The sequence below is a fragment of the Streptomyces sp. NPDC093260 genome (assembly GCF_040683715.1).
GTDB lineage: Bacteria > Actinomycetota > Actinomycetes > Streptomycetales > Streptomycetaceae > Streptomyces > Streptomyces sennicomposti.
The window spans coordinates 83,475-98,849 of sequence record NZ_JBFBEK010000003.1 but is presented as its reverse complement, the minus strand read 5'-3'; the positions used below and the strand labels follow the sequence as shown (position 1 = coordinate 98,849).

15 protein-coding genes and 1 tRNA gene are annotated in these 15,375 nt (G+C 72.5%); 6 read left to right on the top strand and 10 right to left on the bottom strand.

Translation table 11 applies throughout. From position 1 onward, the window contains the following. Positions 1 to 5 precede the first annotated feature (5 nt). Positions 6 to 677, bottom strand: a complete 672-nt coding sequence (locus AB0N63_RS04720) for a rhomboid-like protein (RefSeq protein WP_365524744.1) — start codon at positions 675 to 677, stop codon at positions 6 to 8. Between the two features lie 188 nt (positions 678 to 865). On the opposite strand from AB0N63_RS04720, the gene AB0N63_RS04715 reads away from it, so the two are divergent. Both AB0N63_RS04715 and AB0N63_RS04710 read left to right on the top strand, forming a co-directional pair. After that, complete coding sequence (locus AB0N63_RS04715) at positions 866 to 1,930, top strand: right-handed parallel beta-helix repeat-containing protein (protein WP_365524051.1); 1,065 nt, start codon at positions 866 to 868, stop codon at positions 1,928 to 1,930. Between the two features lie 55 nt (positions 1,931 to 1,985). Next, entirely contained in the window at positions 1,986 to 3,014 is a 1,029-nt protein-coding gene (locus tag AB0N63_RS04710; RefSeq protein ID WP_365524048.1) for a methyltransferase, read from the top strand. A 126-nt stretch (positions 3,015 to 3,140) separates the two neighbouring features. On the opposite strand, the gene AB0N63_RS04705 is transcribed toward AB0N63_RS04710, so the two are convergent. From AB0N63_RS04705 to AB0N63_RS04675, 7 genes are all read right to left on the bottom strand, one after another. Continuing rightward, the gene (locus AB0N63_RS04705) at positions 3,141 to 3,473 is read right to left on the bottom strand and encodes a TcmI family type II polyketide cyclase (RefSeq protein WP_365524046.1); all 333 of its coding nucleotides are present in this window, start codon (positions 3,471 to 3,473) and stop codon (positions 3,141 to 3,143) included. Between the two features lie 51 nt (positions 3,474 to 3,524). Next, positions 3,525 to 4,010: an SRPBCC family protein gene (locus tag AB0N63_RS04700; RefSeq protein WP_365524044.1), complete on the bottom strand. Its 486-nt coding sequence runs from the start codon at positions 4,008 to 4,010 to the stop codon at positions 3,525 to 3,527. 2 nt (positions 4,011 to 4,012) lie between these two features. Beyond that, positions 4,013 to 4,270, bottom strand: a complete 258-nt coding sequence (locus AB0N63_RS04695; protein WP_009189293.1) for an acyl carrier protein — start codon at positions 4,268 to 4,270, stop codon at positions 4,013 to 4,015. A 72-nt stretch (positions 4,271 to 4,342) separates the two neighbouring features. Further along, positions 4,343 to 5,614: a ketosynthase chain-length factor gene (locus AB0N63_RS04690; RefSeq protein ID WP_365524042.1), complete on the bottom strand. Its 1,272-nt coding sequence runs from the start codon at positions 5,612 to 5,614 to the stop codon at positions 4,343 to 4,345. Then, positions 5,611 to 6,879: a beta-ketoacyl-[acyl-carrier-protein] synthase family protein gene (locus tag AB0N63_RS04685; protein WP_365524040.1), complete on the bottom strand. Its 1,269-nt coding sequence runs from the start codon at positions 6,877 to 6,879 to the stop codon at positions 5,611 to 5,613. Before AB0N63_RS04685 ends, AB0N63_RS04690 begins: the two co-directional genes overlap by 4 nt. Next, positions 6,876 to 7,340 carry a cupin domain-containing protein gene (locus tag AB0N63_RS04680; RefSeq protein ID WP_365524038.1) on the bottom strand — a complete coding sequence of 155 codons (465 nt, stop codon included), beginning with the start codon at positions 7,338 to 7,340 and terminating at the stop codon, positions 6,876 to 6,878. The genes AB0N63_RS04685 and AB0N63_RS04680 overlap by 4 nt, the downstream gene beginning before the upstream one ends. Positions 7,341 to 7,440: 100 nt before the next feature. Continuing rightward, entirely contained in the window at positions 7,441 to 8,577 is a 1,137-nt protein-coding gene (locus AB0N63_RS04675; protein ID WP_365524035.1) for a SchA/CurD-like domain-containing protein, read from the bottom strand. A gap of 245 nt (positions 8,578 to 8,822) precedes the next feature. Here AB0N63_RS04675 and AB0N63_RS04670 point away from each other — a divergent pair, with 245 nt between their 5' ends. After that, a complete protein-coding gene (locus tag AB0N63_RS04670; protein ID WP_365524742.1) occupies positions 8,823 to 10,469 on the top strand; it encodes an FAD-dependent monooxygenase in 1,647 nt (548 codons plus the stop codon). Positions 10,470 to 10,516: 47 nt separating this feature from the next. Here AB0N63_RS04670 and AB0N63_RS04665 read toward each other — a convergent pair. Next, positions 10,517 to 10,590, bottom strand: a tRNA-Thr gene (locus AB0N63_RS04665). A gap of 227 nt (positions 10,591 to 10,817) precedes the next feature. Between AB0N63_RS04665 and ugpC the strand changes: the two genes are divergently transcribed. The 3 genes from ugpC to AB0N63_RS04650 all read left to right on the top strand — a co-directional run bounded on the left by ugpC (position 10,818) and on the right by AB0N63_RS04650 (position 13,487). Further along, positions 10,818 to 11,957: a sn-glycerol-3-phosphate ABC transporter ATP-binding protein UgpC gene (gene ugpC, locus AB0N63_RS04660; RefSeq protein ID WP_365524033.1), complete on the top strand. Its 1,140-nt coding sequence runs from the start codon at positions 10,818 to 10,820 to the stop codon at positions 11,955 to 11,957. Positions 11,958 to 12,185: 228 nt separating this feature from the next. Beyond that, positions 12,186 to 12,635, top strand: a complete 450-nt coding sequence (locus AB0N63_RS04655; RefSeq protein ID WP_365524031.1) for a hypothetical protein — start codon at positions 12,186 to 12,188, stop codon at positions 12,633 to 12,635. A 117-nt stretch (positions 12,636 to 12,752) separates the two neighbouring features. Then, complete coding sequence (locus AB0N63_RS04650) at positions 12,753 to 13,487, top strand: nucleotidyltransferase family protein (protein WP_365524028.1); 735 nt, start codon at positions 12,753 to 12,755, stop codon at positions 13,485 to 13,487. A 116-nt stretch (positions 13,488 to 13,603) separates the two neighbouring features. Here AB0N63_RS04650 and AB0N63_RS04645 read toward each other — a convergent pair whose 3' ends face one another. Beyond that, positions 13,604 to 15,343 carry a DoxX family membrane protein gene (locus AB0N63_RS04645; protein WP_365524026.1) on the bottom strand — a complete coding sequence of 580 codons (1,740 nt, stop codon included), beginning with the start codon at positions 15,341 to 15,343 and terminating at the stop codon, positions 13,604 to 13,606. Positions 15,344 to 15,375 lie beyond the last annotated feature (32 nt).

Here is a 15,375-nt window from a genome sequence, read left to right as displayed (position 1 = left end):
GGACGCTAACGCCTTCCCGCCGCCCGTGTCTCCTTCGGAATCCGTGTTCTTCCCGCGCCCCCGCCCGCACCCGTGCCCGTACCCGCGGCGAGCGGGCGGCAGGCGAGGCCGATCAGGACGGCGGTGAAGTGGCCGAGGTCGGTGAAGGTGCGGCCGGTGGCGAGCGGGACGGCGAAGAAGCCGAGCGCGGCGGCCGCGTACCCGTACCGCCAGGGCCTCGGGACGCACCAGGTCAGCACGCCGACCACCCCGGCCAGGGCGTAACTGACGCCCACGTCCAGGGTGTCGACCGCCGAGTCGGGGACCACCCCGCGCCGGATGCCCCACAGCAGCGCGCCCTCGCTGATCAGGGTGGCCAGGACGTGCGCGGCCGCGCACACCGCCAGCCAGCGCGGGGTGCCGAGCCGGCGTTCGGCCTGCGCGTGGAAGACCGTGTAGAGCACCGCGTACGGCAGCCAGCGGCCGCCCGCGATCCACATGGCGCTGGCGACCAGGACCCGCACCGGGTGCTCCGACAGCTCGTGCAGGTTGGTGGACCGCTGGCGCAGGAACTCCGTCTCGAAGCGCGGCGACATGTGGTGCAGGGCGACGGTCGTGACGAACAGGACGGCCAGCCAGACGTACGTTCCCGGGGCGCTGCGGACGTAGCCCGCCACCGCCCTCGGCACCGACCGCATCCGGAAGACCGCGTTCACCCTCGCAAGTATCACCGGCAGGCCTCGGGGGCCGCCCGCCGGGCCGCCCCTGGCCCCGCGCCGTCGGGCGGCCCGCGGGACCGCCGCCCGGCCGGCCGCACCGCCCCGTGACACGCCACCGGACGGCCTATCCCGGCTTTTGCGGACTATCCGGTCATAACGTACAGAATATGACGAAACGCCACATCGCCTTGCTCCTGAGCGCCGTAGCACTCGTCGGCTCCGGCGTAGCAGCCGCCCCGCCGATCTCCGTGCCGAAGGTGCGCCTGGTGCACTCGGGCCAGTCGATCCAGAAGGCGGTGGACGCCGCGCAGCCCGGCGACACCGTCCTGCTGATGCCGGGCACCTACCGCGAGAGCGTCAAGATCGCCACCCCCGGCGTGACCCTGCGCGGCACCGGCGCGGAGATCACCGTCCTGAAGCCGGCCACCGGGACGAACGCGAACGACTGCGGCAAGCGCGGCAACGGCATCTGCGTGGCGGGCACCAAGGCCAAGCGCCTGAAGGGCGTCACGGTCGCAGACCTCACCGTCACCGGGTTCTCCCGCGCCGGAGTGATGGCCGTGGGCACCGACGGGCTGACCGTGCGGAACGTGTCCGCCGTCAAGAACGGGCTCTGGGGCATCGCCGAGGAGCGCTCCAAGCGCAGCGAGTACCGCGCCAACCTGGCCCGCGGCAACGGCGACGCCGGTCTCTTCCTCGCCAACACCATCACCGCCGAGCAGGGCGCCCTCGACACCGGCGGCACGGTGATCGCCCAGAACCGGCTGGAGGACAACCGGATCGGCCTCACCGTCCGCCGCCTGCGCGACCTCACCGTCGCCGGCAACTACGTCACCGCCAACTGCACCGGCGTCTTCGTCGTCGGCGACGAGAACAAGCCCCACGCCGGCGCGCTGAGCGTGCGCGACAACCTGGTCACCCGCAACAACAAGTACTGCCCGAAGACCGCCCGGCTGCCCTACCTCCAGGGCTCCGGCATCGTCCTGACCGGTGCCGAGAACACCGAGGTCACCGGCAACACCGTCCTCGGCAACTCGGGCAGGTCCCCGCTGTCCGGCGGCATCGTGCTCTTCAAGAGCTTCGTCGGCGCCGCCAACGAGCGCAACCGCGTCAGCGGCAACGCCCTCCAGGACAACTCCCCCGCCGACCTGGTCAACCAGGAGAGCACCAAGCGCGGCAACACGTTCCAGCAGAACTCCTGCCACGCCTCCAAGCCCGCGGGACTGTGCTGAGGCCCCGGCCGCGCACACGACCGCGACCGACCGACAAGGAAGGAACAGGCGGCACATGACGACCGCTCAGACCGCACCACCGCCGTCCATGCGGCTCAGGGAGCTCGTGTTCGGGGCGGCCTGCGCCGCCGCCCTCCGCGCCGCCGCCCGCCTCGGCGTGGCCGACGCGCTCGGCGACTCCCCGGCCGCCGTGGAGGACCTCGCCGCCGCGGTGAAGACCGAGCCCAAGCCGCTGCGCCGGCTGCTGCGCGCCCTGACCTGCTACGGCGTCTTCACCGAGCAGCCCGACGGCACCTTCGCGCACACTGACATGTCCAGGCTGCTGCGCGAGGACGACCCCGCGAGCCTGCGCAACATCACCCTGTGGTGCACCGAGCCGTGGACCTGGCAGGCCTGGCCCAGGCTGGACGAGGCGGTGCGCACCGGCCGCAACGTCGTCGAGGACCTGTTCGGCAAGGAGTTCTTCGTCTACCTCAACGAGGACGCCCCCGAGTCGGCGGACGTCTTCAACAAGGCGATGACGACCTCCAGCAAGCAGTCCGCGCAGGACGTCGCCGATCTGCTGGACCTGTCCGGCGCCGCCTCGGTCGCCGACATCGGCGGCGGCCAGGGCCATGTGGTGGCCAGCCTGCTGGAGAAGTACCCGGCGATGCACGGCACCCTGCTGGACCTGCCGCGCGTGGTGGACAACGCCGACCCGCGGCTGCGGCCGGGCGGCGCGCTCGCCGACCGGGTGACGATCCTGCCCGGCGACTGCCGCGAGTCCGTGCCGGTCACGGCCGACGTCTACATCATCAAGAACATCCTGGAGTGGGACGACGAGTCCACCGCCCGCTGCCTGCGCAACGTGATGGCGGCCGGCGGCCCCAAGGCCCGCGTCGTGGTGATCGAGAACCTCGTGGACGACACCCCGTCCATGCGGTTCAGCACCGCGATGGACCTGCTGCTGCTGCTCAACGTCGGCGGCGCCAAGCACACCACGGAGTCGATGGTGAGCCGGCTGAAGGCGGCCGGCCTGGTGATCGACGACATCAGCCCGGTCAACCCGTATCTGCACGCCTTCGACTGCACGGTCCCCGTCTGAGCCGACCCGGTCCGACGGCGGTTGCCGCGCCCCGGACACCCGGACACCGGTCGCCGGGCCCGCGACGCTGCGGGCCCGGCGACCGGTTGTGTCGTCCACGGCCCCTTACGGGGCCGGGCGGTGGGTTCACGACTGGGCGTCGCGCTCCCACAGGTAGAAGCGGTGCGCCATCGCGTCCTTCGGCGAGCGCCACGTCTCGGGGTCGTACGCGCTGACGTACGCCGACAGCCGCTCGCTGATGCCCTGGAACTCGGGGTGCTTCGCCACCTTCGCGATGGCCGGGCCCGGGTCCCGGTCCGCCTCGACCAGGTGGATGTACACATCGCCGAACTGGAAGAGACTGCGCCGGGTGACGCCGACCAGGTGCGGCAGCTCCCCCCGGTCCGACTCCTCGAAGATCTTGGCGATGTCCGGGGCCGACCCCGGCGCCATCCGGGCCACGATCAGGGCCTGGTGCATGAGCCTTCTCCTTCTCGTCCGGTGCCCGACCGGGTTCTTCTCCGGTCCGGCTCAGTCGGTGGTCAGGGCGGGCTCGGGTCGGCGGCCGGCCGCGGCGGCCTGCTCGATCTTGTCCCGGATGAGGGCCATCTGGACCTTGGAGTTCTTGTTGATGTTGTCGGTCATCCAGTCGTCGTCGACCGGCGCCTCCGGCTTCATCGCGAAGTCCTGCGTCCAGATCATCCGGGTGCCGCCCGGCACCTCCTCGTAGCGCCAGTGGATGTCCATGTGCGCGAACGGACCGGTCTCCACCCGGCGGGCCCGCACGGTGCGGGTGGCCCGGTCCGGCTCACGCTCGGACACCCAGCTCCACACGGTGCCGTTCTCGTCGGGGTGCATGGTCAGCCGGAAGGTGCACTTGTCGCCCTCCTGCTCCAGGATCTCGGCCGAGGCGTACTCGCTGAACAGCTCCGGCCACTTCGCCACGTCGTTGGTCATCTCCCAGACCAGGTCCAGCGGTGCGGCGATCGTGATCTCGTTCTGGGTGTGTCCCGCCATCTCTACGCTCCTGCCAGAAGGGTGCTGTTGACCAGGTCGAGGAACTTCCGGGGCGTCTTGCAGCGCTCCGCGTCGGCCGGCATCGGCATGCCGTGCCGGTTCTCCAGCTCGCCCACGATGCCGAGCAGGCCGAGCGAGTCGATGCCCAGCTCCTCGAACGAGACATCGGCCCGGTCCGTCAGCTCCTGCGGGCTCACGGTGATGCCCGCGGCCTTCTTCATGAGTTCGGACAGTTCTTCCACGGTGATGCGGTCACTCATGCGGTCGTTCCTCTCTTTGTGCTCCCGGCTGGTTGCTCCGGCCGCCCCGGACGGACCCGTCGGCGACGGGACCTAGGTGGCGTCGGCGGTGCCGTGCCGCAGCACCAGCGCCGAGTTCGAGCCCATGAGCCCCCGGCTGAGGACCAGCGCCGTGCGCACCTGCGCGGGACGCGCGCCACCGGTCACCAGATCGAGGTCATGGCAGATGTCGAAGACGTTCGGGGTGGGCGGGATCAGACCGTGCTCCATCGCCAGCACGGCCGCCGCCGCGTCCAGCACCGGGGCCGCGCAGTAGGCCCGGCCGGTGCCGGTCTTGGGCGCCGTCACCGGCACCCGCCGGCCGTGCGCGCCGAGCGCGTCGGCGATCGCCAGCGCCTCCGCACGGTCCGCCTCCGGGACGCCGAGGGCGTCGGCGAAGACCACGTCGACCTCCTCCGGCGCGCAGCCGGCCTCCGCCAGCGCGCCCCGGACGGCCTCCGCGAGGCCCTGCCGGGACAGCTCCCAGCGGGAGGCCCCGGTGAAGGTCGCCGCGTGCCCGGCGACCCGGGCCCGTACCGGCACCCCGCGCTCCCGGGCGGCCGACTCCTCCTCCACGACGAGCATCGCGCCGCCCTCGGCCGGCACGAACCCGCACGCCTGTTCGGTGAACGGCCGGTACGCCCGCCCCGGATCGGTCACCGGGCTCAGCTCGCCGTACCCGAGCTGGCACACCATCGAGTACGGGGCCAGCGGCGCCTCGGTGGAACCGGCCACGATCACGTCCGTACCGCGTCCCACGGCCCGCGCCGCGTGCGCCAGGGCGTCCAGGCCGCCCGCCTCGTCCGCGGCGACCACCGAGCACGGCCCCTTGAAGCCGCGCCGGATGGAGACCTGGCCGGTGCTGGCCGCGTAGAACCACGCGATGGACTGCCAGGGGCCCACGTAGCGGCGGCCCTTGCCCCACAGCTTCTGGAGCTCCCGCTGGCCGAACTCGCCGCCGCCCGATCCGGCCGCCGTCACCACGCCCGCCGAGAACGGCGTGCCCTCGGTGTCCGCCCGGCCCAGCCGCGCGTCCTCCAGGGCGGCGTCCGCCGCGGCCATCGCGAAGTGCGTGAAGCGGTCCGTCTGGACGAGGTAGCGCTCCTCGATCGCCGCCGACGGGTCGAAGGACCGCACCTCGCCGGCCACCTTCAGCGGCAGGTGCTCGCAGCCCTCACGGGTCACCCGGTCCAGGACGCTCACGCCCTCCTGGGTGGCCTTCCAGAACGTCTCGGTGCTGGTCCCGTTGGGCGCGACGACACCGATGCCGGTGACGACCGCGCGCCGCGGACCGGATCCGCTCGTCCGTGTGCTCGGTTGGCTCATCGTGACCTCTCCCTCGGCCGGGTCAGGATCACCGCCGACTGGAAACCGCCGAACCCGCTGCCCACGGAGAGCACCGCGTCCAGCTTCCGCTCGCGCGCCACCCGGGGCACGTAGTCCAGGTCGCACTCGGGGTCGGGGGTCTCGTAGTTGGCGGTCGGCGGCACCACCTGGTGGGCCAGCGCCAGCACGCACGCCACCACCTCGATCGCCCCGATGGCGCCCAGCGAGTGGCCCACCATCGATTTGATGGAGCTCATCGGCGTGCCGTAGGCGTGCTCGCCCAGCGCCCGCTTCACCGCGGCCGTCTCGTGCCGGTCGTTCTGCCGGGTCCCCGAGCCGTGCGCGTTGACGTAGTCGATCGCCGTGCCGTCCAGCCGGGCGTGGTCCAGCGCGGTCTCGATGGCCCGCGCCATCTCCAGGCCCTCACTGGTCAGACCGGTCATGTGGTAGGCGTTGCCGAAGGTGGCGTAGCCGCTCAGCTCGCAGTACACGTGCGCACCGCGCGCCCTGGCGTGCTCCAGCTCCTCCAGCACCAGCACCGCGCCGCCCTCGCCCATCACGAAGCCGTCCCGGTCGTTGTCGAAGGGCCGGGAGGCGTGCGCCGGGTCGTCGTTGTTCGGCGAGGTCGCCTTGATCGCGTCGAAGCACGCCATCGTGATCGGCGATATCGGCGAGTCCGACGCGCCGGCTATGCAGATGTCGGCGCGGCCCTCCTCCACGGTGTGCAGCGCGTAGCCGACCGCGTCGAGCCCGGAGGTGCAGCCGGTGGACACCGTCTGCACCGGCCCGCGCGCCCCGAACCGCTCCGCCACCGTCGAGGCCAGCGTGCTCGGCGTGAACGCCCGCTCCAGGTACGGCTGCGCCCGCTCGTGGTCCACGTCCCAGCGCTCGCCGCCATGGCTGACCAGCACGTAGTCGTTCTCCAGGCGGGTGGTGCCGCCGACCGCGGTGCCGAGCGAGACCCCGACCCGCCAGGGGTTCTCCCCGGCGAGGTCGAGACCCGAGTCGCGCACCGCTTCCTGGCCGGCCGCCAGCGCGAACTGTATGTAGCGGTCGCAGCGCGCCACCTGCTCGGGCTCCAGGCCCGCCGCCGCCGGGTCGAAGTCGCACTCGGCGGCGATCTGGGACCTCAGGCCCGACGGGTCGAAGAACGTGATGCCACGGGTGGCGGTACGCCCGTTCGCCAGCAGGTCCCAGAAGGCGGGGGCGCCGATGCCGCCCGGCGCCACGATGCCTATGCCGGTGACCGCGACCCGCCTGGTCATGACCGCACCTCGGCCGGCCCGGCCGCCGCTTCGGCCGGCTCGGCCTCCCGGGCGCCGGCCGGGACCGCCGCCGCCTCCGTGCCCTCGGTGTCCACGTGGCCCAGCTGCGGGCGCGGCGCCAGCGGACCCAGGTGGAAGACGATCCGTGCCTCGGTGTCGCCCACGTTGCGGAACCGGTGGCGCATGTAGGCGGGGATCATCAGCCCCTGCTCGGGCTTGAGCGGGTGCGGTTCGCCGTCCAGGTCCACCTCCAGGTCGCCGCAGACGACGTACACGAACTCCTCGGAGTAGGGGTGGTAGTGCTCGCCGATGCGGTCGCCGGGCTGCACCAGCGCCACGCCCATGAAGCCGCTGGTGGAGCCCACCGTGGCCGGGGTGAGCATGGCGCGCAGATCGCCGCCGCGCTTGGTGTTGGGCTCGGTCTCGCTGAGGTCCACGATCCTCGGCCTGGGTTTGATCACGTCTTCCTCCGGTGGTGAGTACGTCGGCTGGGTCTTTCGTTCGGATCGGGCCGGACCCCGCGAGCCCGGCGTGATCCGAACGAGAGGCCCTGGGGGAGCGTCAGGCGTCCGGCGCGGACCGGCGGTCGGTGATGAGGTCCATCCGGGCGAGCGTGAGCAGCCGGGACAGGTCGCCGTCCTTCTTCGCGGCGCCCTCGCCGAGCAGCGTCGTCAGCTCCGCCACCTGCGCGGAGTCCTGGATGCCGAGCGCTGCGGCCGGGTCGCTCTCCAGGGCGCCCCGGATGTCGATCAGCCGTACGACGACGTCGTCGCGCTCGAAGACCGTGCTGCGCAGCACCGGGCTCGCCGGGTCGTCCGCGGCCCGCTCGTCCGCGCGGGACAGCAGCTCGGCCAGCTTCATGCCCTGGCCCTGCCGCGCCGGGTAGTACAGCGCGTGCCGCTCGACCCGCTCGTCCTCCTGACCGGTCGTCACGTGGTGCACGGCCGGCAACGCCGCCCGGGTGAAGAACACCCGCGCCGACTCCTGGTCGTTGAGGTCGCGGTCCTGTTCCAGATAGGGGTTGATGGCCTCCTCGACCGCCCGGATGCCGGGCTGCCGGGCCACGTGCCGGAGCGCCGCCAGCAGGTCGCCGCGCACCTCGATGGCCCGCACCACCCGGTTGCCGTGCATGAACAGCGAGGTGCGCAGCAGCCGCGTGGTGTCGTCCACCCGCGCCTCGGGCGCCTCGTAGTTCGCCAGCAGCTCGGCCACCTTCGCCTCGCTGCCCGGCTTCACCGTGAACGTCAGCGCGTGCCGGATCACCCCGTCGCCGATCCGCGGCGAGATCTGCAGCTGCCGGTCGCCCGAGTCCTGCCGGCCGCCGCCGGTCTCCCGCACGATGTGGAAGCGCAACGAACGGGTGTCGCGGATGCAGCTGTGCATCGGCTGCACCATCCGCACGTGCTCCTCGCTGTTCACCCAGGCGAGGAACGGCGGGGCGCTCTCCCACTCGCTGGTGATCAGCCACTGGGAGGGGTTCTCGATGGACTGGCACAGCTGGTCGCTGACATGCCCCGGCACCGCCGAGACCTGCTTGCCCATCTGCTCGTACGCCTCCAGGAACTGCTGCTGGGCGCCGTCGCAGACGTCCACCAGCAGGATCACGCGGAGCCGGGAGCCGTCGAAGACGGACTGGGAGACACGTTTCGAGGCCTGCTGCTCGGTCGGTTCTGACACACGCTCGGAAATGGCGGTCATCTGCGTACGACTCCTTGGCGGGATCGGCGATTCGCACGGGACGGGGAAGGAAGGCGCCGGCCGCGGATGACGCGACGTCAGCGTGATCTCGATCCTGTGCCGGGTGAGATCGACGCGCGACTCGTATGCACCACAAGGGTGATCACGCGGGTGATAGACCCCGCCAACGCACGCGGACCGACCGCCCGGCGGGCATGGAGACACCGATGCGCCCGCACCCCCGCACCCCGCTCCTGGAGGCATCGATGCGCCAAGAAGCCGACCACCGGGTACCCGTCCTCATCGTCGGCGGCTCCCTGGTGGGCCTGTCCACCTCGCTGTTCCTCGGCCGCCTCGGCGTGCCCCACCTGCTCGTCGAACGCCATTCCGGCACCTCCCACCATCCCCGCGGCCGCGGCAACAACGTGCGGACGATGGAGCTGTACCGGGTCGCCGGCATCGAGGACGACATCAAGGCGGCCGCGTCGCTGCTGGCCGACAACCACGGCATCCTCCAGACCCCCACCCTCGTCGGCGACGCCGGCGAATGGCTGTTCAAGCACATCGACCCGGGCGGCGGCCTGGCCCGGTTCAGCCCCACCGGCTGGTGCCTGTGCAGCCAGAACGACCTCGAACCCGTCCTCGTCGAAGGCGCCCGCCGGCTCGGCGGCGACCTGCGCTACTCCCACGAACTGGAGACCTTCGAGCAGGACGGCGACGGCGTCACCGCGACCGTCCGCGACCGCGCCACCGACGAGCGCTACACCGTCCGCGCCGACTACCTCGTCGCCGCCGACGGCCCCCGCAGCCCCGCCCGCAACCGCCTCGGCATCGGGCAGAGCGGACCCGGCGACCTGTTCGCCAACGTCAGCGTCACCTTCCGCTCCAAGCTCCTCGCCGACGTCGTGGGCGACCGCCGCTTCATCTGCTGCTACCTCACCCACCCCGACGCCGACGGCGCCCTGCTGCCCGTCGACAACAAGGAGCACTGGGTCTTCCACGCCCCCTGGCACCCCGAGCGGGGCGAGACCCTCGACGAGTTCACCGAGGAACGCCTCCAGCGGCACATCCGCCGCGCCGTCGGCGCCCCCGACCTCGACGTCGAGATCACCGGCAAGGCGTCCTGGCGGGCCGCCGAACGCGTCGCCGACCGCTACGCCGCCGGCCGCGTCTTCCTCGCCGGCGACTCCGCCCACGAGATGTCCCCCACCGGCGCCTTCGGCTCCAACACCGGCATCCAGGACGCCCACAACCTCGCCTGGAAACTCGCCGCCGTCCTCGACGGCTGGGCGGGTCCCGGCCTGCTGGACACCTACGACACCGAACGCCGCCCGGTCGCCCTGGCCACCAGCGCCCGCGCCTCCGCCCGTTCCGTCGAGCACAGCCACCCCGGCTTCGCCCCGGCCCCCGGCATCGGCGGCGGCAGGCGCGGCGGCATCCTCAACGTCGTCCTCGGCTACCGCTACCCCGAGGGCGCGGTCGTCGGCGCCGCCCCCGGCCAGGACGTGGTCCCCGACGCCGTACGCCTCACCGGCGAGCCCGGCACCCGCGCACCCCACCTGTGGCTGCGCCACGAGGGCGAGCGGATCTCCACCCTGGACCTGTACGAGCGCTCCCTGGTCCTGCTCAGCGACGGCCGCTCGGAGGCCGGCTGGCACGCGGCCGCCCGCCGCGTAGCGGAGACGGACGGCATCCCCCTCGCCTCGTACCGCTTCGGCACCGACCTGATCCACGAGCCCCAGGGCACCGACGCCGCTCCGGCCCCCGACTGGTCGGCCGCCCACGGCACGACCCCCGACGGCGCGGTCCTCGTCCGCCCGGACGGCTTCGTCGCCTGGCGCTCCACCACGCCGGCCCAGGACCCGGAGGGGACCCTCCGCAAGGTGCTGACGGAACTGCTGCACACCGCCTGAACAACGAAAAAGGCCAGGTCGGATAGTTCCGACCTGGCCTTTTCTCGAGCCCCCTGTCGGATTCGAACCGACGACCTACGCATTACAAGTGCGTTGCTCTGGCCAGCTGAGCTAAGGAGGCGCCGCGGTCACGCCCGTGCAGTGTACCCGGGCCGCAGACCGGGACCTCGAGAACTTCCGCGAAGTTCACAGCCCTCGGCCTACTGACAGAACAGGTGAACGCCGGGTACCGTCCTGATCCAGTTCACTCGTGTGGACCAACCCACAACGGAACATCCGTAGTGGCGACCACCTTCCTACAACGGATCGTCCGGCACGTTCCTGCCGGTAGAAGGGGGCCCATTCACCATGGCCACTGTGCAGTTCGACAAGGCGACCCGGATCTACCCGGGTTCCGAGAAGCCCGCCGTCGACGCTCTGGAGATCGACATCGCGGACGGCGAGTTCCTCGTCCTGGTCGGCCCGTCCGGCTGCGGCAAGTCCACCTCGCTGCGGATGCTCGCCGGGCTGGAGGACGTCAACCGCGGCGCCATCCGCATCGGTGACCGCGACGTCACCCACCTGCCGCCCAAGGACCGGGACATCGCCATGGTGTTCCAGAACTACGCGCTCTACCCGCACATGACCGTCGCCGACAACATGGGCTTCGCGCTCAAGATCGCCGGCGTCAACAAGACGGAGATCCGGCGCAAGGTCGAAGAGGCCGCGAAGATGCTGGACCTCACCGAGTACCTGGACCGCAAGCCGAAGGCCCTCTCCGGCGGTCAGCGCCAGCGTGTCGCCATGGGCCGCGCCATCGTCCGCGACCCGCAGGTGTTCCTCTTCGACGAGCCGCTGTCGAACCTCGACGCCAAGCTCCGCGTGTCGACCCGTACGCAGATCGCCTCGCTCCAGCGCCGCCTCGGCATCACCACCGTCTACGTCACCCACGACCAGGTCGAGGCCATGACGATGGGCGACCGGGTGGCCGTGCTCAAGGGCGGCATCCTCCAGCAGGTGGACTCGCCGCGGAACATGTACGACAAGCCCGCCAACGTCTTCGTCGCCGGCTTCATCGGCTCTCCCGCCATGAACCTGATCGACGTGCCGATCATCGACGGCGGCGTGAAGTTCGGCAACAGCGTGGTGCCGGTCAACCGGGACGCGCTCAAGGCCGCCGCCGACAAGGGCGACCGCACGGTGACCGTGGGCGTCCGCCCCGAGCACTTCGACGTGGTCGAGCTGGGCGGCGGCGCGGCCGCGGCCTCCCTGTCCAAGGACACCACCGACGAGCCGGCCGGCCTCGCCGTCTCGGTCAACGTGGTCGAGGAGACCGGCGCCGACGGCTACATCTACGGCACCGTCAGCGTCGGCGGCGAGCAGAAGGACCTCGTGGTCCGCGTCAGCAGCCGCGCCGTCCCGGAGAAGGGCGCCACCGTGCACGTCGTGCCGCGGCCGGGCGAGACCCATGTGTTCTCGACCTCCACGGGCGAGCGTCTCTCCGACTGACACCCTTACGGCTGAAACCTCGGGACATCCCGGGGCGATTCGCTCAGGTTGACGAGAAGGGCCCCGCGAGCTGGTGCGGGGCCCTTTCCCGTTTCCTCGGAATACCCCACGGCACCGGACATTTCGAGCGATGTTCGTCAACATGGCGCCCGGCGCGCCGCAGGTCCGGATCCCCCGAAGGGGTGACTAAATGTCGCCAAATCATTACCGGGGGCTACGCTGCGACGCGTGAAGCACTCCACCACCCACCCCACGCGACGCGGCCGGGGCCCCGCCCGCCGGATCGGCCGCTCCCTCGCCCTCGTCCTGCCCGTCGTCCTGGTGCTCTCCGGGACCCTCGCGGTCACCCGAGTCGACTGGTCTGGGGACTCCTCGTCCTCGGTGCTCACCGCGTCCGACACGTCGGTGGCCGGCACCCCGGCCCGCGCCCGCGCCCCCCAGGACGTGCTGCGCGACCGGTTGCTGACGGAGTTGCAGGAGAAGGACCCGGGCGTCGCGCTCACCCACCTCCAGCAGGCGGTCGACGACCGCCCGTCCCTGGCCCGGCACTGCACGTCGATCGCCCGCACCCTCGGCCGCGCGGCGGTCCGCCTCTACGGCGCCTCCCGCGCCCAGTCGTACGCCCGCCCGGTCTGCGACACCTCCTTCGCCTCGGGCGTCCTCGCCCCGCACAGCTGAGGGGCCGGGGGTCGGTCCCCGGCCCCCGCGCTCCCCCGCACGGCCCCTCGTGCCCCGCTCCCGCCCCGCCCCGCCGCCCCCGGACAGCGGTCGCGTACGGGCACGTACAGTGCCCCCATGACCCATCCGAATGCGGCTTCGCGCCCCACTCAAGCCGTCGTCCTGGCCGGAGGCCAAGGATCGCGGCTGCGGCCCTACACCGACGACCGGCCCAAGCCGATGGTCGAGATCCCCGGCACGGGCACCCCGATCATCGGGCACCAGCTCGCCTGGCTCGCCGAGGAGGGCGTCACGGACGTGGTGATCTCCTGCGGCCACCTCGCCGAGGTCCTCCAGGAGTGGCTGAAGTCGGCCGCGCTGCCCGTGAACGTCACCACCGCCGTGGAGACGGAGCCGCTCGGCCGCGGTGGCGGCCTGAAGTTCGCCGCCGCCCACCTCCCCCACCCGGACCGCGCCTGGTACGCCACCAACGGCGACATCTGGACCCGGTTCTCGCTGCGCGACATGGCGGACTTCCACACCGAGCGCGACGCGGTGGCGACCCTCGCGCTGGCCCGGCCGCGCATCCCGTGGGGCGCCGTGCAGACGGACGGGTTCGGTCACATCACGGACTTCATCGAGGCCCCGCCCTCCACGTTCGAGATCAACGCGGGCGTCTACGTCTTCTCCCCCGGCTTCGCCGATCTGCTCCCCGAGCGCGGCGACCACGAGCGGACCACGTTCCCGCGGCTGGCCCGCGAACTCCGCCTGGCCGGCTTCCCGATCCCTCAGGGCGCCTATTGGCGGGCCATCGACACCGCGAAGGACCTCACCGAGGCCGCGAAGGAACTGGCCGCCCCGGGCCGTACCTGACGCCCCACCACCGCACGACAGCACGACAGCAACGAGAAGGGGTCCCGCACGGGTTCTGTGCGGGACCCCTTCTCGTCGTGGCACGGAACGCCCCACGCGGCCGGCCGTGCGCGGCGCTACCCCAGCAGGCCGCCCACCAGTCCCGGCCGCCCGGAGGACGTGCCGCCGGCGGAGCCCGAGTCGCCGCCCGGACCGGAGCCGCCGCTCGCGCCGCCGCCCGAGGTCGGGCCCGCGCTGGTGCTGGGCGCCTGCCGCACCGGGGCTGAGTGGCGCGGGGTGGTGTGGCCCGTGGTGCCCTGGGTCTGGCTGGGGGCGCCGGCGGTGGCGCCGCTCTCACGGGCCGTGCCCGGCGTGGTCGCGGGGCCGCCGGACGGACCGGCCGTCGTACCGCGACGGCTCGGCGCGGCCGGGGCGGCCGGCGACGTGCCCTGCCGCTTGCCGTCGGAGTGTCGCGGCAGCGGCGAGCCGGGCTGCGCGTTGCGCGGGGCGTCGCCGGGCCGGGGGGTGACCACCTGGTCGGCGTCGCGCACCGCGTCGCCGAGGAGCGATCCGGTCAGCAGGGTGAGCCCGGTGACGACCACCGTGAGCAGCGCGCCGCGCCGCAGCACGTACCGGCGCAGGTCCCAGATGTGGGCGCGGGGTCCCAGCCGCCGCCAGGCGGACGCGGCGAGGCGGCCGTCGACGGAGTAGACCGGCGCGCCGGCGATGATCAGCGGCGACCAGGCGGCGAGGTAGATGATGTCGGGCGCGTCGTAGACGGGCAGGGTGCGCCAGGTGACCGTGACGATGAGCGCGGCCGACAGCAGCGCGCCGAACACCGCGGCGACCCGCTGCCAGCAGCCGAGGATGGTGAGCACGCCGACGATGACCTGGAGGAAGGCGATGACCAGTCCGGAGCCGACCGGGTGCTGGAGGGCGAACTGGCGCAGCGGCTCGGCGGCTTCCCAGGGGTGCAGCGAGTTGAGCCACTTGACCATGGAGCCGCGCTTGCCGCCGTCGAAGTAGAGCGGGTCGCACAGCTTGCCCATGCCGGCGTAGACGGTGATGAAACCGAGGAAGATCCGCAGTGGGAGCAGGACCACGCCGAGGTTCATCCGGCGGCCGGGGTAGTAGGCGTGGCGGGCCGGGTCGTCGCTGTGCCGCCGGCCGCGCCGGCGGCCGTCCTCCAGGGTCTCGTCCGGGCCGTAGGGCTCGTCGTCGTAGGCGCCGTCGTACGCCTGGCCGTCGTAGACGTAGCCGTCGGGGTGGCCAAGGCGGGTGGGGGGCGGTGCGCCGCCCGGCGTGGCGTAGCCGGCGCCGCCGTATCCGCCGGAGTCGTAGCCGGACTCGGCGGTGCGCATGTGCGGGAGCAGCCGGGTGTCGCCGGTGTCGGGGCCGTGCGGGCCGCCGACGGCGGGCATCCCGACGGTCTGGTCGAGGGTGTCGTAGGAGCCGCCGCCCGCGCCCCGGCCGGAGCCGGCGTCGATACGCGGGATGACCTGGGTGGCCCCGGCGTCGGCGGCGGACTCCTCGGTGTAGCCCACGCTGCCGCTGCGCACGGCTTGCAGCAGCCGGTGGGCGCCGGTGTCGTCGGGGGCGGACCGGCCGCTCCAGACGAGGGGGCGGCGGGGGGCGGCGGTCCCGGCCAGGCCGGCGGCGGGCACCCGGGCGGTGTCGGCGACGCCCTGGGACGGGGCGGGCCGAGGGGACCGGGCGCGCCAGGACGCGGCGCCCAACTGCACGCGGAAGCTGGCGTGGGAGACGATGACCTGCGCCGGATCGCTCGGCACCTTCACCATGCTCAGCGCGGGAGCGTCGTCGTATCCCGACGAGCGGTCCCCCGTGGGTGTGCGGGGTGTTCTGGTGTCCACACTCATCTAACCGAGTGACGTGGAGTTAGGACACTGCC